Source organism: Paracoccus ferrooxidans, from assembly GCF_029909815.1.
Lineage (GTDB): Bacteria > Pseudomonadota > Alphaproteobacteria > Rhodobacterales > Rhodobacteraceae > Paracoccus > Paracoccus versutus.
Map to the genome: position 1 here is coordinate 1,724,418 of NZ_CP038198.1, position 23,147 is coordinate 1,747,564.

The following is a 23,147-nucleotide window of genomic DNA, read 5'->3' on the forward strand; positions in this document are numbered from 1 at the left end:
GCGATCCAGCCGGGGGCGGTTGGTTCGGGCGTCACGCCTTGCTCTTGTTCGAGACGTCGAAGATCACCGCGGCCATCAGCACCAGCCCCTTGATGACCTGCTGATAGTCGATGCCGATGCCCAGGATCGACATGCCGTTGTTCATCACCCCCATGATGAAGGCGCCGACCACCGCGCCGATCACCGTGCCGACGCCGCCCGCCATCGAGGCGCCGCCGATGAACACCGCCGCGATCACGTCAAGTTCGAACCCCACGCCGGCCTTGGGCGTGGCCGAGTTCAGCCGGGCCGAGACCACGATCCCGGCCAGCGCCGCCAGCATCCCCATGTTCATGAAGGTCAGGAACACCACCCGCTCGGCATTGATGCCCGAAAGCTTGGCCGCCTTGGCGTTGCCGCCGATGGCATAGATGCGCCGGCCGATGGTGGTGCGCTCGGACACAAAGGCGTAAAGCGCGACCAGCACCGCCATGACCATGAAGACATTCGGCAGGCCGCGGAAGTTCGCCAGTACCCAGGTCATCCAGACCAGCGCCAGGAAGATCAGCGCGTTCTTGGCGGCGAAGAAGGCGAAGGGCTCGTCCACGATGCCCACCGCCTCTTCCCGCTTGCGGCCGCGGATCTGCAGCCACAGGATCGCCAGCGCCGCGCCCCAGCCCAGGATCAGCGACAGCGTGTTGGGCTTGTCGGGGCCGAAGAGGTCCGGGATGAAGCCCGAGGCGATCATCTGGAATTCGCGCGGGAAGGGGCCGATCGACTGGCCTTGCAGGATCCACATGGTCAGGCCGCGAAACACCAGCATCCCCGCCAGGGTGACGATGAAGCTGGGGATCTTCCAATAGGCGATCCAATAGCCCTGGATGCCGCCGATCACCGTGCCGGCGGCCAGGCTCAGCACCACGACGACCGGGATCGGCAGGCCCAGCCGGACGATCATCAGCGCCGAAAGCGCGCCCACGAAGGCCGCGACCGAGCCGACGGACAGGTCGATATGGCCGGCGACGATGACCAGCAGCATGCCGACCGCCATGATGACGATATGGCTGTTTTGCAGGAACAGGTTGGTCAGGTTCACCGGCCGGAACAGGATGCCGCCCGTCACCACCTGGAAAAAGGCCATGATGACGATCAGCGCAAAGAGGATGCCGTATTCGCGAATGTTGCGGCGGATGAAGCCGAAGGTGTCGCCGCGGCGTTCGGTGGTCGTGTCAGACATGGGCGGCCTCTGCCTCGATTTCCTCGGGGGTGACGGTTTCGTCGGTCAGGTCGTGGCCCGAGCGGATGATGACCTGCATGATGCGTTCCTGCGTGGCCTCGGCCGTGGGCATCTCGCCCACCAGCCGGCCCTCGTTCATGACCAGGATGCGGTCGGTGATGCCCAGCAGCTCGGGCATTTCCGACGAGATGACGACGATCGACTTACCGGCGGCGGCAAGGTCGCGGATGATGGTGTAGATTTCATATTTCGCGCCCACGTCGATGCCGCGCGTCGGCTCGTCCAGGATCAGGATCTCGGGCTCGGCGAACAGCCATTTCGCCAGCACCACCTTTTGCTGGTTGCCGCCCGACAGGTTCACCGCCCGGCTTTCGACCGAGGGCGAGCGGATGTTGATGCGGCTGCGATAGTCGCGCGCCACCGCCCCCTCGCGCTGGCGGTCCACCACGCCGCGGACCGAGATGCCGGCCAGGTTCGCCAGCGGGATGTTGCGGCGGATGGTGTCGTCCAGCACCAGGCCCAGCGACTTGCGGTCCTCGGTCACATAGGCCAGCCCGGCGCGGATCGCGCGCGGCACGGTGGACAGGTCGGCCGGCTTGCCGTGCAGCGTGACCGCGCCCGATTTCCATTCGCCCATCGAGCGGCCGAACAGGCTCATCGCCAGTTCGGTGCGGCCCGCGCCCATCAGCCCGGCGATGCCCAAGACCTCGCCGCGCCGCAGCTCGAAACCGGCGCCCTTGACCAGCAGGCGGCCTTCGCGCGCGGGATCGGCGACGGTCCAGTCCCTGACCTGCATCACCACCTCGCCCACCTTCGGCTGGCGCGGCGGATAGCGGTCGTTCATCGAGCGGCCGACCATGTCGCGGATGATGCGCGATTCCTCGACCATGCCGCCGTGATGCGCCACCGTCGCGCCGTCGCGCAGCACGGTGATGCTGTCGCAGACCTGGCTGATCTCGTTGAGCTTGTGCGAGATCAGGATCGCCGTCATGCCCCGGTCGCGGAAACTGGCAAGCAGGCGCAGCAGCGCGTCGCTGTCGTTCTCGTTCAGCGACGAGGTCGGCTCGTCCAGGATCAGCAGGTCGACCTTTTTCGACAGCGCCTTGGCGATCTCGATCAGCTGCTGCTTGCCCATGCCCAGGCCGCCGACCTTGGTTTCCGGGCTTTCACGCAGGCCGACCTGCGCCAGCAGCTCGGCGGTGCGGCGGTTGGTCTCGCGCCGGTCGATGACGCCACGCTGGGCGATCTCGTTGCCCAGGAAGATGTTCTCGGCGATCGACATCTGCGGCACCAGCGCCAGTTCCTGGTGGATGATGACGATGCCCTGCGCCTCGCTGTCCTTGATGTCGCGAAACGCCATCGGCTGGCCGCCATAGAGGATTTCGCCCTGATAGCTGCCATGCGGATAGACGCCCGACAGCACCTTCATCAGCGTGGATTTGCCGGCGCCGTTCTCGCCGACCAGCGCGCGGATCTCGCCGCGCCGGACGGTCATGTTGACGTCGTCCAGGGCCTTCACGCCGGGAAATTCCTTGGTGATCCCCCGCATTTCCAGAATCGCGTCCATGGCCACCCCCTGCGGTCACGCGGATGGCGCCGCCGCAATAGTCCTGCGGCGGCGCGCGAAGGTCACTTCAGCTGGTCTTCGGTATAATAGCCCGAGCCGACCAGAACCTCGGCAAGGTTCTTTTCGGTCACGGCCACCGGCTCCAGCAGGTATGAGGGCACGGTCTTGACGCCGTTGTCGTAGCTTTCGGTGTCGTTCACCTCGGGCTGCTCGCCCTTCATCATCGCGTTGACCATGCCGACGGTGACGCGGGCCAGTTCGCGCGTGTCCTTGAAGATGGTGGAATATTGCTCGCCGGACAGGATCGACTTGACCGACTGGATCTCGGCGTCCTGGCCGGTGACGATGGGCATGGCCAGGTCGCCCGAGCCGTAGCCCACGCCTTTCAGCGACGACAGGATGCCGATGGACAGCCCGTCATAGGGCGACAGCACCCCATGCACCTGCTTGTCGGTGTAATTGGCCGACAGGATGTTGTCCATGCGCGCCTGGGCCGTGGCCGGATCCCAGCGCAGCGTGCCCACCTTGTCCATGCCCATCTGCCCCGAGGCGACCACCACCGAGCCTTCGTCGATCAGCGGCTGGATCACCGACATGGCGCCGTCATAGAAGAAATAGGCGTTGTTGTCGTCCGGGCTGCCGCCGAACAGTTCCACGTTCCAGGGCTTTTCGTCCGGGAAGCGTTCCTTGAGCCCGTCGACCAGGGTGGTCGCCTGCTCGACCCCGACCTTGAAGTTGTCGAAGGTGGCGTAATAGTCGATGTCGGGCGTGTCGCGGATCAGCCGGTCATAGGCGATGACCTTGATGTCCGCGGCCTTGGCATTGGCCAGCGCGTTCGACAGCGTGGTGCCGTCGATGGCGGCGATCACCAGCACGTTCACGCCCTTGGTGATCATGTTCTCGATCTGCGCCAGCTGGTTGGGGATGTCGTCGTCGGCATATTGCAGGTCGGTCTGATAGCCCGCCTCCTGGAACTGCTTGACCATGTTGTTGCCGTCGTCGATCCAGCGCGCCGAGGTCTTGGTCGGCATCGAGATCCCGACCATGCCCTCGGCCGCGGCCAGGCCGGGCAGCGAAAGCGCCGCCGCCGAGGCCAGAGCCAGGGCGTATTTCCTGAGATTCCGCATAAATCCTCCCTGTCGATATTGCCCCGGTTGGCGGCCGCCTCCACGGCCATGGCCAGCCGGTGCTTCCCCCTTGTTGCGCGGGACGCGGAAAACCGGCTCCTGCGACGATTCCGCGCGGCGGCGGCGGTCGCGGACCACCCATCCCACCGCGAGGCTAGACCCGGCCGATATGTCCGTCAATCATGCAGAAAGTGTGTTTGCATACCGCAATTGATATGCAGATGCCGGCCGGGGCGGCTTCAGGCATCGGCGCAGAGGTCGGACCAATCGGGATTTCGCTCGAACTGGGCGCGCACATAGCTGCAGGCCGGCACGATCAGCACGCCGCGGGCGCGCGCATCCGCAACCAGCCGCCGCACCATGGCGGCGGCGGCGCCCGAGCCGCGCATGGCGTCGGGCGCATAGGTGTGGTCGGCGACGATGATGCCGGGCCCCCCGGCATGCCAGGTCAACTCCGCCTCGCCCTCGATTCCGGGCATGGCGACGGCATAGCGGCCGGAGCTGCCGTAATCCTCATGGGTGACATGGATGGTCGGTTGCACCATGGTTTCCTCCGTCTCGTTGCCGCCATAACGCATGGCGGGTCCGATCCGGTCCATCCCCGGCGCTTGCGACGTTGCGGCCAAGGGGCCTGGCCGTCACCCAGGCTGCGGGCGGGGCGGTCCGTGGCGATTCGGTGGCGGCCGGGAATCCAGCGTCAGGGCGCGGCGCAATTCCGGCGAGAACGGCCCGGCCAGCCGTTCCAGCATGGCGATGTCGATCCCGATCCCGCCCATGCCGTCCTTGATGGCGCGCAGCCCGGTGCGGTGCCAGCGCCCGCCCAGCCGGCGCTCGATCTCCAGCGAATTCGAGCCGCAGTCGAGCGGCAGGCGCACGTGCCGGTCAAGCCGCAGGTAAAGCGGCACGGGCGTGCCCCGGCGCGCGCCGCCGACCAGGTGCAACCCCCGCCGGGCGCAGGGTCGGGCATGCAGCGGGGTTTCGCCCAGGCCGACCGCCAGTTCCACCAGCATGCGGCGCGAGATATAGCCGGGAACGGGCGCGCTTCCGGCGGTGCCGGCCGCGTCCTGCGGGCCGGCTGTCGTATGCGATTCGGCGCTCCTGGGCGTGGTGGCCAGGATCGCGGCAAGGGCGGCCGAGACCTCGGCCTCGGCGATTTCCCTGGGCGGGCCGGTGGCGATCAGCCCCTCGCCGCCGCCCACGGTGGGGGCAAGCCCGGCCTGGATCATCTCGCACATGACATCCTCGAGCCGGGAAAGCCGCTCGATCGCCTCGCCCATGGCGGCGCGGACCTCGTCCAGCCCGTCGGAAGCGTCGGGAACCTGGCGCAGCGGAAGGGCTTTGCCCTTGCCGGCCCGGCCTTTTCCCGTCTTTCCGATCCCTTTCGCCATCGCGACCCACCGCCGTTCGACATTGCCCTTTCGCCGATCCTATGACCGTGCGGCGCGCTTGGCCATATTCGTCGTGACGCGCGGCGGGAACGGGCCGACGGCCGGCTCAGGCGCGTTCGGAATACTCGAAAAGCTCGGTATTGACGACGATGGCCTCGTCCACCCCGACGAAGGGCGGGATCATGACGCGCACCCCGTTGTCCAGGATCGCCGGCTTGAAGCTTTTCGCGGCGGTCTGGCCGTTCAGCACCGGCTCGGTCTCGGCCACGCGGCAGACCACCTTCTGCGGGATGCGCACCGACAGCGCCTCGTCGCCGTAATATTCCACCGCCGCGACCATGCCGTCCTGCAGGAAGGGCCGCCGCTCGCCCAGCAGATCGGCGTCAAGCTCGGTCTGCTCGAAGGTTTCGCTGTCCATGAACACCAGCTTGCCGTCGGATTCGTACAGGAACTGCTGGTCCTTGGTCTCCAGCTGCACCTGCTCGACCTTGTCCTCGGAACGGAAGCGTTCGTTCAGCTTGCGCCCGTCGCGCAGGTTCTTCAGCTCGACCTGGGCAAAGGCGCCGCCCTTGCCGGGCTTGACGTGGTTCACCTTGACCGCCGCCCACAGCCCGCCGTCATGGTCCAGCACGACACCGGGCTTGATTTCATTGCCATTGATCTTGGCCATTCAGGATCACCTTGAAAGAATTGGAAAATCGCCCAGGGCTCGGGGGTTGAACCGCGATTGCGGGCACCTATATCCATTGCCGTGCCTCAAGGCAACCGAAACGCGTTTCATGCGTTGTCAAGGGTGCCATCGCATTTCTGCATGTCGCAAGATCGTTGCTTTTGGCGGCTATTCTGCGTATCTGCCGGGGCTTGCGCCCTGTGCATGGCGGTCATGCGGCTGGAGGCATACCGAATCACGGCACGGATCGGCTAAGCCGGCCAGCGCCGCCTAGAGGCAAGATGATGCAGCAGCCTTGGCAAGGGCCAAGGTGCGGGGGCTCCGCAAGAAAAACAGGATAATGATGATGCGCGATTTCGTGGATGGCTCGGCTTTCAATTTCGAACAGGGACAGCGGGCCCGCAAGCTTTTTGCCGCCGTTGTGCTGGCTGCGCTGGACGATGCGATCGCCGATGACAAAAAATACGGCAACGGGCCCGATCAGATTGCACGTTGGGCACGCTCGCGCGATGGGCGCGAGGTGTTGTCCTGCGCCGGCATCGACCCGAACGAGCGTGTCGTGAAGGGGCTGATGGAATTCGTGGCCAAGGGCGTGCGCACCTCGGTCGCGCTGTCGCGCGAGGAAAGCGAACGCCGCCACGCCGCCGAGGAAGCCGACGCGGCGTAATCGCCCCCGTCGCGCGCTGATGGGCCGTCCCGCGGGGCGGCCTTTTTCGTTGAATCGGCGAGGGAAGGTCAGCTTGGCGGGACATGCCCGACCTTGACCGGCCAGAACCCTCGGCCTAGCATCTGCTCGTCTGAAACAGGTTAGGCTCGGGAAGGTTGGCCCGGCCCCCGCCCTGCGGGTCTTTCCGTTGCTGGCAACGGCCCAAGACTATCAAGACGCCTGCGCGGTGCAGGTGTCGATAGAAAGGGCATGGCATGAAACCCAGGATTTCCGTTCTGACTCTCGGCGTTGCCGATCTGGAACAATCGCTTTCCTTCTACCGCGACGGCCTTGGGCTACCCACGAAAGGCATCGTCGGCCAGGAGTTCGAGCATGGCGCGGTGGCGTTCTTCGATCTCTCTGGCGGGCTGAAACTGGCGCTCTGGGCCCAGGCCGACATTTCCCATGATACCGGCTTGCCGAAGCGGCCCGTCAGTCCGACCGCCTTCACCATCGGCCATAACGTAAGGCGACGGGAGGAGGTTGATCAGATCATGGCCGCTGCGGAACAGGCAGGTGCAGAGATCGTCAAACCCGCGCAGGACACGTTCTACGGCGGCTATGCGGGCTATTTCCGCGACCCAAACGGGCACTTGTGGGAAATTGTCTGGAACCCGGAACTGCTTCCGGCAGAGGATTGATTTCCTCTGCGAGTCGCTGGTCCGAATTTAGGCCGGAGCTAAGGGCTCAAGCTCCTTGCCCTCTTAGCCGAACAGCCGCAGCGCCAGCGGTGCGATGATCGAGGTCAGCACCGCATTCAGCCCCATGCCGATGCCGGCAAAGGCGCCGGCGGTCTCGTTCACCTGGAAGGCGCGCGCCGTGCCGATGCCATGCGCGGCCACGCCCAGCGAAAAGCCGCGCGCCCGCCAGTCGCGAATCCCCAGCGCGTTCAGCAGCGGCGTGGCGATGATCGCGCCGAAGATGCCCGTGACCAGCACCAGGACGGCGGTGATCGTGGGCTCGCCGCCCAGGCCCTCGGCGATGCCGATGGCGACGGGGGCGGTGGTCGATTTCGGCGCCAGGCTGGCCAGCATCACCTCGGACAGCCCGAAAGCCTTGCCGATGGCCAGCGCCGAGACCACCGCCGTCACCGAGCCCGCCAGCAGCGCCGCGACCAGCGGCAGCGCCGCCTTTCTGACCCGGCGCAGGTTGTCGTAAAGCGGCATTCCCAGCGCCACCGTGGCCGGGCCCAGCATGAAATGCACGAATTGCGCGCCCTCGAAATAGGTCTGGTAGCTGGTGCCGGTCAGCCCCAGCACGCAAGCCAGCAGGATCACCGCGCACAGCACCGGATTGGCCCAGCTTTGCCGGCCCATGGCGCGAAAGAAGGTGTCGCCCAGCCAATAGGCGATCAGCGTCGCCGTCAGCCACAGAAGCGGCCCTTGGGTCAAATAGCTCCAGATCAGCGCCGCGTCGGTCATTCCTCGGACCCGCCCGTCCAGCGCACCACGGCGCGAAACACCAGCGCCCCCGCCGCAATGGCGAGCGCGGTCGAGACGGTCAGTGCCAGCGCCACCGCCAGCCCGTCGCTGCGAAACTGCCCCAGATGCGCCACCACGCCCACCCCTGCCGGCACGAAGAACAACGACAGATGGCCCAGGATGCCGGTGACGACCGGGCGCAGCATCTCGGCCAGCGCCGGGCGCAGCGTGCAGGACAGCACCAGCAGCAGCAGGCCCAGCACCGGGCCGGGCAACAAAAGGCCAAGGCTGCGCGTCGCAACCTCGCCGATGAGCTGGAAGACCAGGATGATGGCAAGCGCGGGAATCATGCCGGCCAGATTAGCAGCGGATTTCTTGTGGTGAACCCTTAAATCTTGTGGATAACCGCCGAGCGCCCGCCATATCTGGGGGTTTGTGTTGACTTGAGCGGCCCGATGGCGAAGAATCCGGGGGATTTGAACGATCTTCGTGGACCCTTCGCATTGCGTTTCGACCGCCTGCGCCTCAATGGTTTCAAGAGCTTCGTGGACCCGACCGACCTGGTCATCCACGAGGGCCTGACCGGCGTGGTCGGCCCGAACGGCTGCGGCAAGTCGAACCTGCTCGAGGCGCTGCGCTGGGTCATGGGCGAAAACCGGCCCACCGCCATGCGCGGCGACGGGATGGAGGACGTGATCTTTGCCGGCACCGCGCGGCGTTCCGCCCGCGCCCATGCCGAGGTCACGCTGACCATCGACAACAAGGACCGCCTTGCCCCCGCCGGGCTGAACGACGCGGATTCGCTGGACATCACCCGCCGCATCACCCGCGACGCCGGTTCCGCCTATCGCATCAACGGCAAGGAAGTGCGGGCGCGCGACGTGCAGATGCTGTTCGCGGATGCCTCGACCGGGGCGCATTCGCCGGCGCTGGTGCGGCAGGGACAGATTTCCGAGCTGATCAACGCCAAGCCCAAGGCAAGGCGGCGCGTGCTGGAGGAGGCGGCGGGGATCTCCGGCCTCTACCAGCGCCGGCACGAGGCCGAGTTGCGGCTGAACGCGGCCGAGGCGAACCTGACGCGGGTCGACGACACGCTGGACCAGCTGTCCACGCAGGCGGCCAGCCTGGCGCGGCAGGCCCGCGCCGCCGCGCGCTATCGCGAGATCGGCGCCGCGCTGCGCCGGGCCGAAGGGGTGCTGCTGTATCGCCGCTGGGCCGAGGCCGACCAGGCCAAGGCCGCGACTGCCGAGGCGCTGCGGGCCGCGATCCGCGCTGCCACCGATGCCGAGGGCCAGGCCCGCCGCGCCATTGCCGCCCGCGAGGAGGCCGAGGCGAAGCTGCCGCCGCTGCGCGAGGAGGAACAGGTCGCGAGCGCCATCCTGTCCCGCGCCACCGTCGAGCGCGAGGCGCTGGACGAGGCCGAGGCCCGCGCCGGCCAGGCGATCCAGACCCTGCTGGCGCGCATCGCCCAACTCGATCGCGACATCGAGCGGGAATCGGCGCTGAACCGCGACGCCGGCGAGGTGATCGAGCGGCTGGAATGGGAAAGGCGCGAACTGGAAAAGGCCGGGCAGGGCCATGACCAGCGGCTGGACGCCGCCGGCACCGCCGCCGAAGAGGCCGCCGAGGCCCTGCGCGAGGTCGAGGCCAAGCTGGCCGAGCTGACCGACGAATCCGCCCGCCTTGCCGCCCGCCACCAATCGGCCGAGCGGCTGGTCCACGACCTGCGCCAGATGCAGGAACGCGCCACCCGTGCCGCCGCCGAGGCCGAGGCCGCCGCCGCCCGCGCCGCCGATGCCGGCGCCGAGGCCGATGCGGCCCGCGAAGCTGCCGAGGAAGCGCAGGAAGAGGCCCGCGAGCGCGTCGAATCCGCCGAAGAAGCGCTGGCCGAAGCCGAGGAAGCCCGCGGCGCGCTGGAGGCCGAGGAATCCGCCGCCCGTGCGGCACGGGCCGAGGCCGAGGGCGAGGTCTCGGCGCTGAATGCCGAGATGGCGGCGCTGAAGCGGCTGGTGGAACGCGGGCAGGGCGGCGATTCGATCCTGGACCTGGTGCGGGTCGCGCGCGGTCATGAGACCGCCTTTGGCGCGGCGCTGGGCGACGACCTGGGCGTCGGGCTGGCCGATGATGGCTCGGGCTGGCACCTGCTGCCGGGCTATGACGCACCGCAGGCGCTGCCCGAGGGCGTCGAGCCCTTGGCGCCGCATGTCGAGGGGCCGGAGGCGCTGGCGCGGCGGCTGTCGCAGGTCGGGCTGGTCGCGGATGCGGCCATGGGCGCGGCGATGCAGGCCCGGCTTGCCCCCGGCCAGCGGTTGGTCACGCGGGCGGGCGACCTGTTCCGCTGGGACGGCATGCGGGTGATGGCGGGCGAGGCGGCGTCCTCGGCCGCGCTGCATCTGCAAAAGGTCAACCAGCTGGCCGAACTGGCTGAACAGGCCGGGGCGGCGCAGGCCCGCGCCGAGGATGCGCAGGCCGCGCATCAGGCGCTGCGCGACCGCCACCTGGCCGCGACCGAGGCCGAGAAGCGCGCCCGCGACGCAAGGCGCGAGGCCGAGCGCGGGCTCTCGGACGCCGTGCGCGCCGTGACCCGTGCCGAATCCGAACTGGCCATGGCGCAAAGCCGCGCCGAATCCGCCCGCGCCGAACTGGCCCGGCATCGCGAGGATGCGCTGGACGCCCGTGCCCGGCTGGCCGAGGCCGAGCGGGCGCTGGCCGAGCTGCCCGACCGCGGTGCGGCGGCCGCGGCGCTGGAACATGCCCGCACCGGGGTCGAGGCGGCGCGTATCGCCACCATGACCCGGCGCAGCGGGCTGGACGAGCTGCGGCGCGAGGCCAATGCGCGGGTGAAGCGCCTGCAAGAGATCGCCAAGGAGGAATCCGGCTGGCGGCTGCGGCTGGACCAGGCCGGCACCCGCGCCGCCGAACTGGCCGCCCGCCGCGAGCAGGCGGCGGAGGATCTGGAGGAAGCCGAGGCCCAGCCCGAGATCCTGGCCGAGCGCCGCGGCGTGCTGACCGAGGCCGAGGCGCAGGCCGCCGCCCGCCTGGCCCGTGCCCGTGCCGCGCTCTCCGCCGCCGACCAGGCGCTGCGCATCGCCGCCGAGGCCGAGCGCGAGGCCGAGCGCGCCGCATCCGACGCGCGCGAGTCCCGCGCCGCCCGCGAGGCCCGCGCCGAGGCGGCGATCCAGGCCGAAACCGCCGCCCGCCTGCGCATCCACGAGGAACTGGAAGCCACGCCCGAGGCGCTGCTGGAATCCCTGGGCGAGGTCGAGGAAATCGCCCCCGAGGCGCTGGAGGACCAGATCGCCCGCCTGCGCCAGAGCCGCGACGCGCTGGGCGCGGTGAACCTGCGCGCCGACGAGGACAAGCGCGAGCTGGAGACCGAGCGCGACCGGCTGGCGACCGAGAAAGAGGACCTGACCGAGGCGATCCGCAAGCTGCGCCAGGGCATCGGCAGCCTGAACCGCGAGGGGCGCGAGCGGCTGCTGGCCGCCTTCGACACGGTGAACGCCAATTTCACCACGCTGTTCACGCATCTCTTCGGCGGCGGCGAGGCGCGGCTGGTGCTGGTTGAATCCGACGACCCGCTGGAGGCGGGGCTGGAGATCATGTGCCAGCCTCCGGGGAAAAAGCTCTCGACGCTCAGCCTTCTTTCGGGGGGCGAGCAGACGCTGACGGCGCTGGCGCTGATCTTTGCGGTCTTCCTGGCCAACCCCGCGCCGATCTGCGTCCTGGACGAGGTGGACGCGCCGCTGGACGACGCCAACGTCACCCGCTTCTGCGACCTGATGGACGAGATGACGCGGCGGACCGAGACCCGCTTTCTTGTGATCACGCACCATGCCGTCACCATGTCGCGCATGGACCGGCTGTTCGGCGTGACCATGGTGGAACAGGGCGTCAGCCAGCTGGTCAGCGTGGATCTGAAGCGCGCGGAGGCTCTGGTGGCCTGACGCGCAAAGCGGTAATCAGCGCGCGATTTCCGCAACGGAGAATATGATGCGAACCCTGGTTCCTCTTGTGCTGGCGGCGCTGATCCAGGCGCCCGCGGCACAGGCGCAGGTCATGGGCGATCCCGAGGTGATTCGCCTGTTGATGACGGATTTCGGCCTGCCGGCCAAGCTGACCACCGACAGCGCCGGCGATCCGCTGATCGAAAGCCGCATCGACGGCACCAGCTTCCAGGTCTACTTCTACCAATGCGAAAAGACCTGCGGCGCGATCCAGTTCTCGGCCGGGTTCGACCTGGACGATTCGATGCCCGAGAGCATGGCGAACCGCTGGAACCGCGAGAAGCGTTTCGGCAAGGTCTGGCTGGACGAAACCGGCGATCCCTTCATCGAGATGGATATCGGGGTTGCAGGCGACGGCATCGGGCGCAAGAATTTCGACGACGCGCTGGATACCTGGCGCATCGTGCTGAGCGATTTCCGCGACTTCATCGACTGGTAGGAGAAAAGCATGTCCATCGAGACGAAACTGGCAGAGCTGGGGATCACGCTGCCCGACGCGCCCGCGCCGGCCGCGAACTACGTGCCCTATGTGATGACGGGCAACCTGCTGTTCGTCTCGGGCCAGATCAGCCCGGCCAAGGGGCGGCTCGGCGCCGACCTGGCGGTCGAGGAAGGGGCCGAGGCGGCGCGCGGCTGCGGCCTGGCGCTGCTGGCGCAGGCGCGGGCGGCGCTGGGGTCGCTGGACCGGGTGGCGCGGGTGGTCAAGCTGACCGGCTTCGTCAACTCGACCCCCGAGTTCACCGACCAGCCCGAGGTGATCAACGGCTGCTCGAACCTGATGGTCGAGGTCTTCGGCGACAAGGGCCGCCATGCCCGCGCCGCCGTCTCGGCCCCGGCCCTGCCGCGCGGCGTCGCGGTCGAGGTCGAGGCGATCTTCGAGTTCGCCTGATGGGTCTTGACCCGGATTTCCTGCGCCGGCCCATCGCCCATCGCGGGCTGCACGGGCCGGGCGTGCCGGAAAACAGCATGGCGGCGTTTCGCGCCGCCATCGCCGCGGGCTACGGCATCGAATGCGACATCCAGCGCGCCGCGGACGGCACGGCGCTGGTGTTTCACGACGACGACCTGCCGCGGCTGACCGGGGCCGAGGGGCTGGTCAGCGCCCTGGGCATCGACGCGCTGTCCATGCTGCGCATCATGGGCACCGCCGAGCATATCCCGACGCTCTCGGAACTGCTGGCCGAGGTCGCGGGCCGGGTGCCGCTGCTGATCGAGATCAAGGACCAGAGCCTGCGCTCCTCGGCCGAGGTGGGCGCGTTGCAGGCCGAGGTGGCGCGGCTGCTTGCCGGCTATGACGGCCCGGTCGCGGTCATGTCCTTCAACCCCCATGCGGTCGCAGCCTTCCATGCCGCTGCGCCGGGGGTGACGGTGGGGCTGACCACCTGCGGCTATGAGGCCGAGGACTGGGACATGCTGGACGCCGAAACCCGCGCGCATCTGGCCGCCATCGCCGATTTCGACCGGGTGGGGGCCGGCTTCATCTCGCATGACCGCCGCGACCTGGCCAATCCGGCGGTGACGGCGCTGAAGGCGCGGGGGGTGCCGGTGCTGTGCTGGACCGTGCGCTCGGCCGCCGAAGAGGCCGAGGCGCGCCGCGTCGCCGACAACATCACATTCGAGCATTACCTGCCCGCCAAGCCCTGACAATCGCCGCGCCCGCGCCTATGTTGCCCCCATGAGCGAGCTTGCCGTTTCCGTCCTGCCTGCGATTTCCGGGATCGACGCCGCCGAATGGGACGGCTGCGGGGCGGGCGCCAACCCCTTCACCACCCATCGCTTCCTGTCGGCGCTGGAGCAATCGGGCTCGGTCGGCGAGGGGACGGGCTGGCACCCAAGCCACCTGGTCGCGCGGCTGGACGGGCAGGTCGCTGGCGTCGCGCCCTGCTATGTCAAGACCGACAGCCAGGGCGAATACATCTTTGACCACGGCTGGGCGCAGGCCTATGCGCGGGCCGGCGGGCGCTATTACCCCAAGCTGCAATGCGCCGTGCCCTTTACCCCCGTCACCGGGCCGCGGCTGATCGCGTCCAGCCCGGCGGTGCGGCGCGGGCTGCTGGCGGCCATGGCGCAATTCGCGCAGCAATCGGGCCTGTCCGGCGCCCATGTCACCTTCTGCACCGAGGCCGAGGCGAGGCTGGGCGAGGCGGCCGGCTTCCTGCCCCGCGCCAGCGAGCAGTTCCACTGGCTGAACCGGGGCTATGCCAGCTTCGACGACTTCCTGGCGCAGCTGTCCTCGCGCAAGCGCAAGGCGATCCGCAAGGAACGCGAGCGGGCGCAGGCTTTCGGCGGCAGCATCCGCAGCCTGACCGGGGACCAGATCCGGCCCGAGCATTGGGACGCCTTCTGGATCTTCTACCAGGATACCGGCGGGCGCAAATGGGGCCGGCCCTACCTGACCCGCGCCTTCTTCGACATCCTGCACCGGACCATGCGCGACGACTGCCTGCTGGTCCTGGCCCTGCGCGACGGCCGCCCCGTCGCCGGGGCGCTGAACCTGGTCGGCAGCGACGCGCTTTACGGCCGCTATTGGGGCTGCACCGAGGACCACCCGTTCCTGCATTTCGAACTGTGCTATCATCAGGCCATCGACTGGGCCATCGCCCATGGCCTGTCCCGCGTCGAGGCCGGGGCGCAGGGCGAACACAAGCTGATGCGCGGCTACATGCCCAGCCAGACCCATTCGCTGCATTGGGTCGCCGACCGCGGCTTTCACGACGCCATCGCCGATTACCTGGAACGCGAACGCGAGGCCGTGGACCAGGAAATGGCGATCCTGGCCGAGATGGGTCCGTTCCGCCGCGGCGAGGTCAGGGACGCTTGACCAGCCGGAACGCGGCCGAGGCGCCCCAGCCCGCCGCCACCGCGATGGCCAGCGACATGATGCCGTAGATGAACGGCTGCTCCAGCGCCAGGCGATAGAGCCAGCGTTCCAGCCCGACCTTGCGCACCTCGATGGGCGCGCGGAAGGTGTCGATGACCCGGCCGTCGCGCAACAGGAAGATGCGGGTGCTGTAGACGCCCTCGACCAGGTTGGCGGGCAGGCGGACATCGGCGCGAAACAGCGTCTGCTCGGCCAGCCGCACGGCGCCGTCGTCCTGGCGGTAAAGGTCGGACGCGCGCCGCAGGCGGATCAGCGCCTCGGTATAGGGCACGGCATCCTCGACCTCCATAGGCCCGGCAAAGGCGCGCATCGCCAGCGGGATCGAGATGCGGTGGCGCTGGTCCTCGGCCGTGGGCAGGATCAGGTGCAGGGGCCGCGTCGTCGCCACCACGTAGAAGCTGGGGGCCGCGCCGACGCTGACCCGGCCGGTATTGATCCAGATGCCCAGCCGGCGTTCCTTGTGGCGCACGGTCAGCGCCTGGGCCGGCCCCTCCAGCGTGACGATCACGTCCAGGGGCGCGCCCGCCGGGATCTGCGTCTCGCGCTTGATGGCGCCGTAGATGATGATCTCGGAACCGTCGAAGCTGGTGGTGATGTCCACGTCGTCCCGCGACAGCCCGGCGACGATCTGCTCGGGCGGGGGCTGCGGGGTGGCCGGCTGCGCATTCGCCGGCAGCGCCAGCAGGACCGGCGCCAGGGCGGCGAAAAGCGCGTGCCGGATCATGGCAATATCCCCGGCGTGATCGAATAAAGCTCGTCCGGGCGCAGGAACAGGTCCAGCGCCAGCTTGCCGCAGACCCCCAGCACCAGAAGCGCCAGCAGGATGCGCAGCTGCTCGGCCCGCAGCCGGGCGCCCAGGTGGGTGCCGATCTGCGCCCCGGTCACGCCGCCGACGATCAGCAGCACCGCCAGCATCACGTCCACCGTGTTCGAAGAGACGGCATGCATCAGCGTGGTATAGGCCGACAGGAAGGTGATCTGGAACAGCGAGGTGCCGATGACCACCTTGGTCGGCATCCCCAGCAGGTAGATCATCGCCGGCACCATGATGAAGCCGCCGCCGACGCCCATGATCGCGCCCAGCACCCCCACGGCGGCGCCGACCAGCAGGACCGGGATCGCGCTGATGTACAGCCCCGAGGCGCGGAACTTCATCTTCAGCGGCCATTTGTGGACCCAGCCGTGCTGGTGGCGGCGCATCGGCTTGATCGGCCCGCTGCGGCGTGCGCGGTGCAGCGCGCGCAGGCTTTCCTGCAGCATCATCGCGCCGATCAGGCCCAGGAAGACGACATAGCAAAGCTGCACCACCAGGTCGACCTGGCCCAGCCGCGACAGCATGTTGAAAAGCAGCACCCCCGCGGAGGAACCGACAAGGCCGCCCCCCAGCAAGACCCAGCCCATGCGGAAATCCACGCTCTTGCGCTTGACATGCGCCAGTACGCCGGAAAAGGACGAGGCGACGACCTGGTTGGCGCCGGTCGCCACCGCGATGGCCGGTGGAATGCCGATGAAGAACAAGAGCGGCGTGATCAGGAAGCCGCCGCCGACGCCGAACAGGCCCGACATCAGCCCGACGATGCCGCCCAGGCCGATCAGCACCAGCGCATTGACCGCCACTTCGGCGATGGGAAGATAGATCTGCATGTCCTGCCCGGCTTATTGCCTTGTCCCGATGCTGCCCCGGCAACAGCCCTGCGTCAAACGCTTCCGTGGCCCTTCCGGCGGGTTGTCGCAAGCCTGTGGCGCGGATAAAGCAGATGTGACGGGCAGATAACGGCAAGGGACGCGGGCGGCGTGGACAGCGGCCCGGCGCGGCCGCCGGACAGGGAAGACCATGCGCATTCTGATTACCAACGACGACGGCATCAACGCTCCGGGACTCGAGACGCTGGAGGCGATCGCGACCGAGGTCGCCGGTCCGGGCGGCGAGGTCTGGACCGTCGCCCCCGCCTTCGAGCAATCGGGCGTCGCCCATTGCATCAGCTATGTCCACCCGACGCTGATCGCCGAGCTGGGCCCGCGCCGCTATGCCGCCGAGGGCACGCCGGCCGATTGCGTGCTGGCCGCTATTGCCGACGTGATGCGGGACAATCCGCCGGACCTGGTGCTGTCGGGGGTGAACCGCGGCAACAACTCGGGCGAGAACGTGATGTATTCCGGCACCGTGGGCGGCGCGATGGAGGCGGCGCTGCAGGGTCTGCCCGCCATCGCGCTGTCGCAATACATGGGCCAGCGCACCGCGGCGCTGGACGATCCGTTCCAGGCGGCGCGGGCGCATGGGCCGCGGCTGATCCGGCAATTGCTGGATTACGGCGACTGGACCTCGGACCAGGATTTCCGGCTGTTCTACAACATCAACTTCCCGCCCTGCGACGCGGCCTCGGTCAAGGGCACGCGGGTCGCGCCCCAGGGCCGCCGCCAGGGCGTCCGCTTCGAGGTCGAGCCCTATCACGCCCCGAACGGGCGCCGGTTCCTGTGGGTGCTGGGCGGCTCGCAGACCGCGCAGGCCACGCCGGAGAGTGACGTGGACGCGAATATGCGCGACTATATCTCTCTGACGCCGATGCGGCCGGACCTGACCTGCCACAAGACCCTGGCCGAATTGCGCGGCGTGCTGGAGGAGGGCTGAACCTGGGCATGAGCGACGATCCCGAGGCCGCCGAACGCAAGATGCGCTTCCTGTTCGCGCTGCGGCAGCGCGGGGTCACGGATCCGCGCGTTCTGGAGGCGATGGAGCGCATCGACCGCGGCGAGTTCGTGCGCGGCCATTTCGAGGATCGCGCCTATGACGACACGCCGCTGCCCATTCCCTGCGGCCAGACCATCAGCCAGCCCTCGGTCGTGGGGCTGATGACGCAGGCGCTGGAGGTCGGGCCGCGCGACAAGGTGCTGGAGATCGGCACCGGCTCGGGCTACCAGGCGGCGGTGCTGTCGCTCTTGTGCCGCCGGGTCTATACCATCGACCGACACCGCCGGCTGGTGGCCGAGGCCGAGGCGCTGTTTCGCCACCTGGGCCTGCCCAACATCACCGCGCTGGTCGCCGACGGCTCGCGCGGGCTGCCCGAGCAGGCGCCCTTCGATCGCATCATGGTGACGGCGGCGGCCGAGGATCCGCCGGGCCCGCTCTTGGCGCAGTTGAAGATCGGCGGTATCATGGTGGTGCCGGTCGGGCAGTCGGATGCGGTCCAGACCCTGATCCGCGTGCGGCGCGGCGAAAGCGGCTTTGACTATGACGAATTGCGGCAGGTGCGCTTCGTGCCGCTGGTCGAGGGGTTGGGACAGACATGACCCCCGGCCGTCCAGAGTGAGGAACGGGCAGATGATCAAGATCAGGCAGTTGGCGATGCTCGCCGGCGCTGCGGTGGCGCTGGCGTCCTGCGGGCCGCAGGGTGGCCTGGATTTCAGCAATTTCGACCCCGATCTGCGGCGTTGGGGCCGGGGCGGGCTGGAAACCGCCGGGGCGGCGGCGCGGGCCCAGCCCCGTCCGGCGCCGGACCAGCGAGGCGTGATCTCCTATCCCGGCTACCAGGTCGCCATCGCGCGGCAGGGCGATACGGTGGCCACCATTGCTGCCCGGCTGGGGCTGAACGCGGCCGAACTGGCCAGGTACAACGCCATCGAGGCCAATACCGTGCTGAACCCCGGCGCGGTGGTTGCCCTGCCGCGCCGCGTTTCCGCCGGGGTGCCGGCGGCGGCGCCTGTCGTCTCGTCCACCGGGCAGGTCAGCGATCCCTTTGCCGGGCAGGGCGTGCGGCAGCCGAACGTGCCCCCGGCCGCGGGGGCGGCGGGGGCGGTGACGGCGCAGACCCTGCCGGCCGCCAGCCAGCCCCGCCAGCATGTCGTCGCCGCCGGCGAGACGGCCTGGTCCATCGCCCGCAAATACAATGTCTCGGTCAACGACCTGGCCCAGTGGAACGGGCTGACGCAGCAGATGACGCTGCGCACCGGCCAGCGCCTGCTGATCCCCGTCGCCGGGCAAAGCCGCCCCGCCACGGCGGTCGTCACCGCGCCCGGAACCGGAAGCCCGACGCCCCGGCCGCCATCCTCGGCCGAGCCCCTGCCGAACGAGCGCACGCAGCCCGCCGCCAGCGCGGTGAACAAGCCGGCCGGCCCCGACCTGGGCCAGACCCGCACCGCCGCCTCGGGCAGCGGCAAGTTCCGCATGCCCGCCAACGGCGCCATCATCCGCACCTACCAGAAGGGCAAGAACGACGGCATCGACATTTCCGCGGCACCCGGCAGCACGGTTGCGGCCGCCGGCAGCGGCACCGTCGCCGCCATCACCCGCGACACCGACCAGGTGCCGATCATCGTCGTGCGCCACGAAGGCAACCTGATGACCGTCTATGCCGGGCTCGAGGATGTCGCCGTGACCAAGGGCCAGTCCGTCAACGCCGGCACCCCGCTGGGCAAGGCCCGCAGCCAGGGCGTCGTGCATTTCGAGGTGCGCAACGGCTTCGACAGCGTTGATCCCGAGAAATACCTGAACTAGGCGGCCCTGCGGCGCGGGGCGCATTCGTCCCTCAGGTCACGGCGGCGGGCCGGGCAAAGCGCGGGTCTTTCCAGCTTGCGCTTTTCAGCACCTCCTCCAGCACCTCGACCGCGCGCAGCACGTCGACATGGCGCAGGTAGAGCGGCGCAAAGCCGAAGCGCAGCGTCGAGGGCGCACGGAAATCGCCGATCACCCCGCGCGCGATCAGCGCCTGCATCACCGGCCAGGCGTGGTCGTGGCCGAAGGCGACCTGGCTGCCGCGGCGGGCGGGTTCGCGCGGGCTTTCCAGCGTTAGCCCCAGCCCGGCGCAGCGCGCCTCGACCAGCCGGATGAACAGATCGGTCAGGGCCAGGCTTTTCGCCCGCAAGACGCCCATGTCCACCCCGTCCCAGATCGCCAGCGCGCCCTTGAGCGCCCGCATCGACAGGATCGGCTGGGTGCCGCATTGAAAGCGGCGGATGCCGGGGTCGCCCTCGTATCCCGTCTCGAAGGCGAAGGGCCGGGCATGGCCCCACCATCCGCTGAGCGGTTGGCGCGCCTGCCCCAGGTGCCGGTGCGCGACATAGACGAAGGCCGGCGAACCCGGCCCGCCGTTCAGGTATTTATAGGTGCAGCCGACGGCGAAATCCGCCCCCGCCGCGTCCAGTTCCACCGGCAGCGCCCCGGCCGAATGGCACAGATCCCAGACGGCGATGGCGCCCGCCGCCTGGATGCGCGCAGTCAGGGCCGCCATGTCGCGCAATTCGCCGGTCTTGTAGTTCACATGGTTGACCAGCACGGCGGCGACATCGGCATCCAGCAGATCCTCGATGGTGGCGCCGTCGACGCCCTCCAGCCGGAGCCGCGCGCCGGGCAGGGTCGAGGCGACGCCCTCGGCGATATAGAGATCGGTCGGGAAGCTGCCGCTTTCCGCGACGATGGTGCGGCGCCCCGGCCGCAGCGCCATGGCGGCATGCAGCGCCTTGTAGATGTTGACCGAGGTGGTGTCCGCCACCACCACCTGCCCCGGCGCCGCGCCGACCAGCCGGCCGATGCGCTCGCCCAGCTCGACCGGCAGGTCGAACCAGCCGGCGCCATTCCAGCTGCGGATCAGCTGGCCGGCCCATTCGTCGCGGGCGGCGCGCAGCAGCTCCTCCTGCGCGGCGTGGGTCGGCACGCCCAGGGAATTGCCGTCCAGATAGACCTCGTCCGGGGACAGGATGAAGGCGTCGCGCAGGTGGCGCAGCGGGTCCTGCGCGTCCATCGCCTCGATCGCGGCACGGTCGGGAAGGGTCATGGCTCGTCCTTGTCGGATGGTTCCGGCGCCGGGCCGGTCGAGTTGCGGATGATCAGCTCATGCGGGCCCACGCGCTGCAATTCCTTCAGCGGCCGGCCCTCGAGCAGGCCGGCCAGGCAATCGGCCAGCGGCTCCCAGCTGTCGCGCAGCGGTGCCTTGGTCACGCTGAGCGCCGGGAAGAAGGCCGAGGCCCGCAGCGCCGGCAGGTGGTCGTCATGCGCCATGACCGACACGTCGCCGGGTATCCCCAGCCCCAGCGCCTCGAGCGCCTTGTAGACGCCCTTGGCGATATGGACATGGCTGCAGATGATCGCGGTCGGGGGCTGGTCGCCCTGGCGAAACATCTCGACGGTCGAGACCAGCCCCAGCGCCTCGGTCATCTCGCCGTGCCGGGTCAGCGCCGGGTCGAAGGCGATGCCGGCCTGCTCCAGCGCCCGGCGATAGCCGCGCAGCCGGGCCGAGGCGAAGCTCAGCCCCGGCCGGCCGTTGATCAGCGCGATGCGGCGATGGCCAAGCCCGGTCAGGTGGCTGGCCATCTGGTGCAGGATGCCTTCGTTCTCGATGTCGAAATAGGCGTGGTCGGGCGCCGGGCCGATGCGGCCATGCACCACGAAGGGGATGTCGTTGTCGCGCAGGAAGGCCGCGCGCGGGTCGTCGTCCGAGGGGCTGAACAGCACGAAACCGTCCAGAACCCCGTTGCCGATCAGGCGCTTGTAGACCTCGATGACCGGCTCTTGCGGGCGGGTGACATGCAGCACGAATTGCATGCCGCGCCCCGAGAATTGCGCCGAAAGCCCGGCGACGCCCTCCATGAACAGCCCGTCCTCGGCCAGGTTGGTCGATTGCGGCACCACCAGCGCCACCATGCCCGAACGCCCGGTCACCAGCTTGCGCGCCGAGATATTGGCCTGATAGTTCAGCGACCGCGCCACGGCCTTGACCCGTTTGCGCGTCGTCTCGTTCACATCGGAATGGTCGTTCAGCGCCCGGCTGGTCTGCGTGATCGACAGCCCGGCGGCCCGCGCGACATCCTTCAGCGTGGCCAATTCCCAGCTCCTCCTTGGGCCGCCTGCTTGCCCCGGAAAGGTCTAGAGCATCCGCCCCAGCCGGTCCATAGCCGCGATCCTGGGCATGGCGCGCGGCAAGGCCCTCGCCGGATCGGCCGCGCCTTGGGTCCAGCCCGGCGCGGCGCAGCCGGGCTGGCCGGCCCCATATCGTAGCCCATATCGCGAAAGGCGCGGCCCGGCGGAACCGGCCGCCAGGGAATGCGGCGTTCTTCCGACCCAAAGGCCCCTGGGGCCCAGGACTTCGTCATGCTGCAAGCGCGTCGCATGGGGGCGCGGCGGTTCCGCCCGCCACAGCCATGCGTGTCAATAACAGCCGATCTTGGCGATCCGGCCGTTCTCGCCGATCTCGAAATTCATCCGGTCGGCGCGGTAATCCATCGTCACCGCATCGCGCGGGCCGATGATGCGGGTGCCGGCGGGCAGGATCATCCTGTCCAGCACCGCGCGCGGCTGGCCGACCAGGCCCCGGAACGGCGCCGCGTTGCAGCTGTCGGCCTGCGGTGCCGGCGGCTGCGCCGGCGGCGGGGCCTCGGCACAGGCTGCCAGCGCGCAAAGCGGCGCCAGCAGCAGGAAACGCCCGATCCTCCGCATCGTCAGCCGCAATCGATATTGTAGATATTGCCTGCCGCATCCAGCCGGAAGACGATGCGCAGCGGATCGTATTCCTGCGGCTCGATGCCGCGATATTCGACGACGCGATAATCGCGGGTCACGCCCAGGGTCGGGATGATGCTGCCGGGCTGGCCCAGGGCCGAGACATAGTTCTTGGCATGGCAGGCGTCGGGTTCGCGCGATTCCAGCCCGCTGACGCCGGCCACCGGCACGGGCGGCAGCGGCGCGACGGCCGGAACCGGCTCGGGGGCCGGCGCATAGGCCGGAGCGCAGGCGGCCAGGGGGGCAAGGGCAAGAAGCGCGATCAGGGCTCGGGTCATCGGGCAATCATCCAGTAAGGGAATTTCTGGCGCGGCAGCATAAGGGCGCGGCGTCGGAATGAGAAGCGGCGCCTTGACGATTGCGGCACGGCGTTGCCGCGAAACCGCGGGTGCGGCGGCCTATTCGGCCGCCTCGGCCAGCGCGTTCCGGCCGTTGCCGTAGCAGGACAGGAACATGGCCACCGCGCTGCGGTTCACCTTGCGCAGAAGCTCCTTGTCCACCGATTGCGGTCCCAGGAACAGGGCGCGGTCGTGGATCGTGACCCCGGCCAGCTCGATAAGCTGGTCGGCGGCCAGTTCCAGGTCGGGAATGCGCAATTCGCCGCGTTCGATGCAGCGCTCCAGATAGCCGATCAGCTGCTGGCGCAGCAGCGCCGGCCCCGACTCGGGCGAGGCC

Annotated in this window: 25 protein-coding genes; 10 read left to right on the forward strand and 15 right to left on the reverse strand. The window is 69.0% G+C overall.

Features of this window, described 5'->3' with window-relative positions; translation table 11 throughout:
• Nucleotides 1-31 precede the first annotated feature (31 nt).
• The 6 genes from mmsB to efp form a co-directional block, all read right to left on the reverse strand.
• On the reverse strand, nt 32-1,216 hold the full coding sequence (mmsB, locus tag E3U26_RS08700; RefSeq protein WP_243785008.1) for a multiple monosaccharide ABC transporter permease: 1,185 nt from the start codon (nt 1,214-1,216) through the stop codon (nt 32-34).
• Nucleotides 1,209-2,783, reverse strand: a complete 1,575-nt coding sequence (gene mmsA / locus E3U26_RS08705) for a multiple monosaccharide ABC transporter ATP-binding protein (protein ID WP_243785009.1) — start codon at nt 2,781-2,783, stop codon at nt 1,209-1,211. The genes mmsB and mmsA overlap by 8 nt, the downstream gene beginning before the upstream one ends.
• Nucleotides 2,784-2,845: 62 nt before the next feature.
• Nucleotides 2,846-3,910: a multiple monosaccharide ABC transporter substrate-binding protein gene (gene chvE / locus E3U26_RS08710; protein ID WP_243785010.1), complete on the reverse strand. Its 1,065-nt coding sequence runs from the start codon at nt 3,908-3,910 to the stop codon at nt 2,846-2,848.
• 239 nt (nt 3,911-4,149) lie between these two features.
• A complete protein-coding gene (locus E3U26_RS08715; RefSeq protein ID WP_346428981.1) occupies nt 4,150-4,509 on the reverse strand; it encodes a GNAT family N-acetyltransferase in 360 nt (119 codons plus the stop codon).
• A 39-nt stretch (nt 4,510-4,548) separates the two neighbouring features.
• The gene (locus E3U26_RS08720) at nt 4,549-5,298 is read right to left on the reverse strand and encodes a hypothetical protein (protein WP_243785013.1); all 750 of its coding nucleotides are present in this window, start codon (nt 5,296-5,298) and stop codon (nt 4,549-4,551) included.
• A 106-nt stretch (nt 5,299-5,404) separates the two neighbouring features.
• A complete protein-coding gene (gene efp, locus E3U26_RS08725) occupies nt 5,405-5,968 on the reverse strand; it encodes an elongation factor P (RefSeq protein ID WP_036751620.1) in 564 nt (187 codons plus the stop codon).
• Between the two features lie 346 nt (nt 5,969-6,314).
• Here efp and E3U26_RS08730 point away from each other — a divergent pair, with 346 nt between their 5' ends.
• Both E3U26_RS08730 and E3U26_RS08735 read left to right on the forward strand, forming a co-directional pair.
• Nucleotides 6,315-6,635, forward strand: coding sequence for a DUF6280 family protein (locus tag E3U26_RS08730; RefSeq protein WP_024842734.1), 321 nt, complete (start codon nt 6,315-6,317; stop codon nt 6,633-6,635).
• Between the two features lie 254 nt (nt 6,636-6,889).
• Nucleotides 6,890-7,315, forward strand: coding sequence for a VOC family protein (locus E3U26_RS08735; RefSeq protein ID WP_036751618.1), 426 nt, complete (start codon nt 6,890-6,892; stop codon nt 7,313-7,315).
• A 63-nt stretch (nt 7,316-7,378) separates the two neighbouring features.
• Here E3U26_RS08735 and E3U26_RS08740 read toward each other — a convergent pair whose 3' ends face one another.
• Both E3U26_RS08740 and E3U26_RS08745 read right to left on the reverse strand, forming a co-directional pair.
• Complete coding sequence (locus E3U26_RS08740) at nt 7,379-8,095, reverse strand: LrgB family protein (RefSeq protein ID WP_036751616.1); 717 nt, start codon at nt 8,093-8,095, stop codon at nt 7,379-7,381.
• Complete coding sequence (locus tag E3U26_RS08745; protein WP_036751614.1) at nt 8,092-8,445, reverse strand: CidA/LrgA family protein; 354 nt, start codon at nt 8,443-8,445, stop codon at nt 8,092-8,094. Before E3U26_RS08745 ends, E3U26_RS08740 begins: the two co-directional genes overlap by 4 nt.
• 153 nt (nt 8,446-8,598) lie before the next feature.
• On the opposite strand from E3U26_RS08745, the gene E3U26_RS08750 reads away from it, so the two are divergent.
• Genes E3U26_RS08750 through E3U26_RS08770 form a run of 5 tightly spaced genes read left to right on the forward strand, consistent with a single transcriptional unit; the run spans nt 8,599 to nt 14,923 of the window.
• A complete protein-coding gene (locus tag E3U26_RS08750; RefSeq protein ID WP_276241786.1) occupies nt 8,599-12,042 on the forward strand; it encodes an AAA family ATPase in 3,444 nt (1,147 codons plus the stop codon).
• Nucleotides 12,043-12,088: 46 nt separating this feature from the next.
• Complete coding sequence (locus E3U26_RS08755) at nt 12,089-12,541, forward strand: YbjN domain-containing protein (RefSeq protein WP_036751647.1); 453 nt, start codon at nt 12,089-12,091, stop codon at nt 12,539-12,541.
• 9 nt (nt 12,542-12,550) lie between these two features.
• On the forward strand, nt 12,551-12,991 hold the full coding sequence (locus E3U26_RS08760; protein ID WP_072461421.1) for a RidA family protein: 441 nt from the start codon (nt 12,551-12,553) through the stop codon (nt 12,989-12,991).
• Nucleotides 12,991-13,746, forward strand: coding sequence for a glycerophosphodiester phosphodiesterase family protein (locus tag E3U26_RS08765; RefSeq protein ID WP_243784674.1), 756 nt, complete (start codon nt 12,991-12,993; stop codon nt 13,744-13,746). Before E3U26_RS08760 ends, E3U26_RS08765 begins: the two co-directional genes overlap by 1 nt.
• 31 nt (nt 13,747-13,777) lie before the next feature.
• On the forward strand, nt 13,778-14,923 hold the full coding sequence (locus tag E3U26_RS08770) for a GNAT family N-acetyltransferase (protein ID WP_243784675.1): 1,146 nt from the start codon (nt 13,778-13,780) through the stop codon (nt 14,921-14,923).
• On the opposite strand, the gene E3U26_RS08775 is transcribed toward E3U26_RS08770, so the two are convergent.
• The gene (locus E3U26_RS08775) at nt 14,910-15,707 is read right to left on the reverse strand and encodes a TIGR02186 family protein (protein WP_036751606.1); all 798 of its coding nucleotides are present in this window, start codon (nt 15,705-15,707) and stop codon (nt 14,910-14,912) included. The genes E3U26_RS08770 and E3U26_RS08775 overlap by 14 nt on opposite strands.
• Complete coding sequence (locus E3U26_RS08780; RefSeq protein ID WP_036751604.1) at nt 15,704-16,627, reverse strand: sulfite exporter TauE/SafE family protein; 924 nt, start codon at nt 16,625-16,627, stop codon at nt 15,704-15,706. Before E3U26_RS08780 ends, E3U26_RS08775 begins: the two co-directional genes overlap by 4 nt.
• A gap of 190 nt (nt 16,628-16,817) precedes the next feature.
• Between E3U26_RS08780 and surE the strand changes: the two genes are divergently transcribed.
• Genes surE through E3U26_RS08795 form a run of 3 tightly spaced genes read left to right on the forward strand, consistent with a single transcriptional unit; the run spans nt 16,818 to nt 19,475 of the window.
• Nucleotides 16,818-17,612, forward strand: coding sequence for a 5'/3'-nucleotidase SurE (surE, locus tag E3U26_RS08785; RefSeq protein WP_243784676.1), 795 nt, complete (start codon nt 16,818-16,820; stop codon nt 17,610-17,612).
• Between the two features lie 8 nt (nt 17,613-17,620).
• On the forward strand, nt 17,621-18,271 hold the full coding sequence (locus E3U26_RS08790) for a protein-L-isoaspartate(D-aspartate) O-methyltransferase (protein WP_243784677.1): 651 nt from the start codon (nt 17,621-17,623) through the stop codon (nt 18,269-18,271).
• A gap of 31 nt (nt 18,272-18,302) precedes the next feature.
• The gene (locus tag E3U26_RS08795; RefSeq protein WP_243784678.1) at nt 18,303-19,475 is read left to right on the forward strand and encodes a LysM peptidoglycan-binding domain-containing protein; all 1,173 of its coding nucleotides are present in this window, start codon (nt 18,303-18,305) and stop codon (nt 19,473-19,475) included.
• 31 nt (nt 19,476-19,506) lie between these two features.
• Here the strand turns inward: E3U26_RS08795 and kynU are convergent, their stop codons facing one another.
• From kynU to E3U26_RS08820, 5 genes are all read right to left on the reverse strand, one after another.
• On the reverse strand, nt 19,507-20,751 hold the full coding sequence (gene kynU / locus E3U26_RS08800; protein WP_243784679.1) for a kynureninase: 1,245 nt from the start codon (nt 20,749-20,751) through the stop codon (nt 19,507-19,509).
• Nucleotides 20,748-21,797, reverse strand: a complete 1,050-nt coding sequence (locus E3U26_RS08805) for a substrate-binding domain-containing protein (RefSeq protein ID WP_243784680.1) — start codon at nt 21,795-21,797, stop codon at nt 20,748-20,750. Before E3U26_RS08805 ends, kynU begins: the two co-directional genes overlap by 4 nt.
• 324 nt (nt 21,798-22,121) lie before the next feature.
• The gene (locus tag E3U26_RS08810) at nt 22,122-22,409 is read right to left on the reverse strand and encodes an I78 family peptidase inhibitor (protein ID WP_243784681.1); all 288 of its coding nucleotides are present in this window, start codon (nt 22,407-22,409) and stop codon (nt 22,122-22,124) included.
• Between the two features lie 2 nt (nt 22,410-22,411).
• Nucleotides 22,412-22,750 (reverse strand): hypothetical protein, encoded by a 339-nt coding sequence (locus tag E3U26_RS08815; RefSeq protein ID WP_024842717.1) that lies wholly within the window; start codon nt 22,748-22,750, stop codon nt 22,412-22,414.
• A 120-nt stretch (nt 22,751-22,870) separates the two neighbouring features.
• Nucleotides 22,871-23,122, reverse strand: a complete 252-nt coding sequence (locus E3U26_RS08820) for a TetR/AcrR family transcriptional regulator C-terminal domain-containing protein (RefSeq protein WP_425025414.1) — start codon at nt 23,120-23,122, stop codon at nt 22,871-22,873.
• Nucleotides 23,123-23,147: the final 25 nt, after the last annotated feature.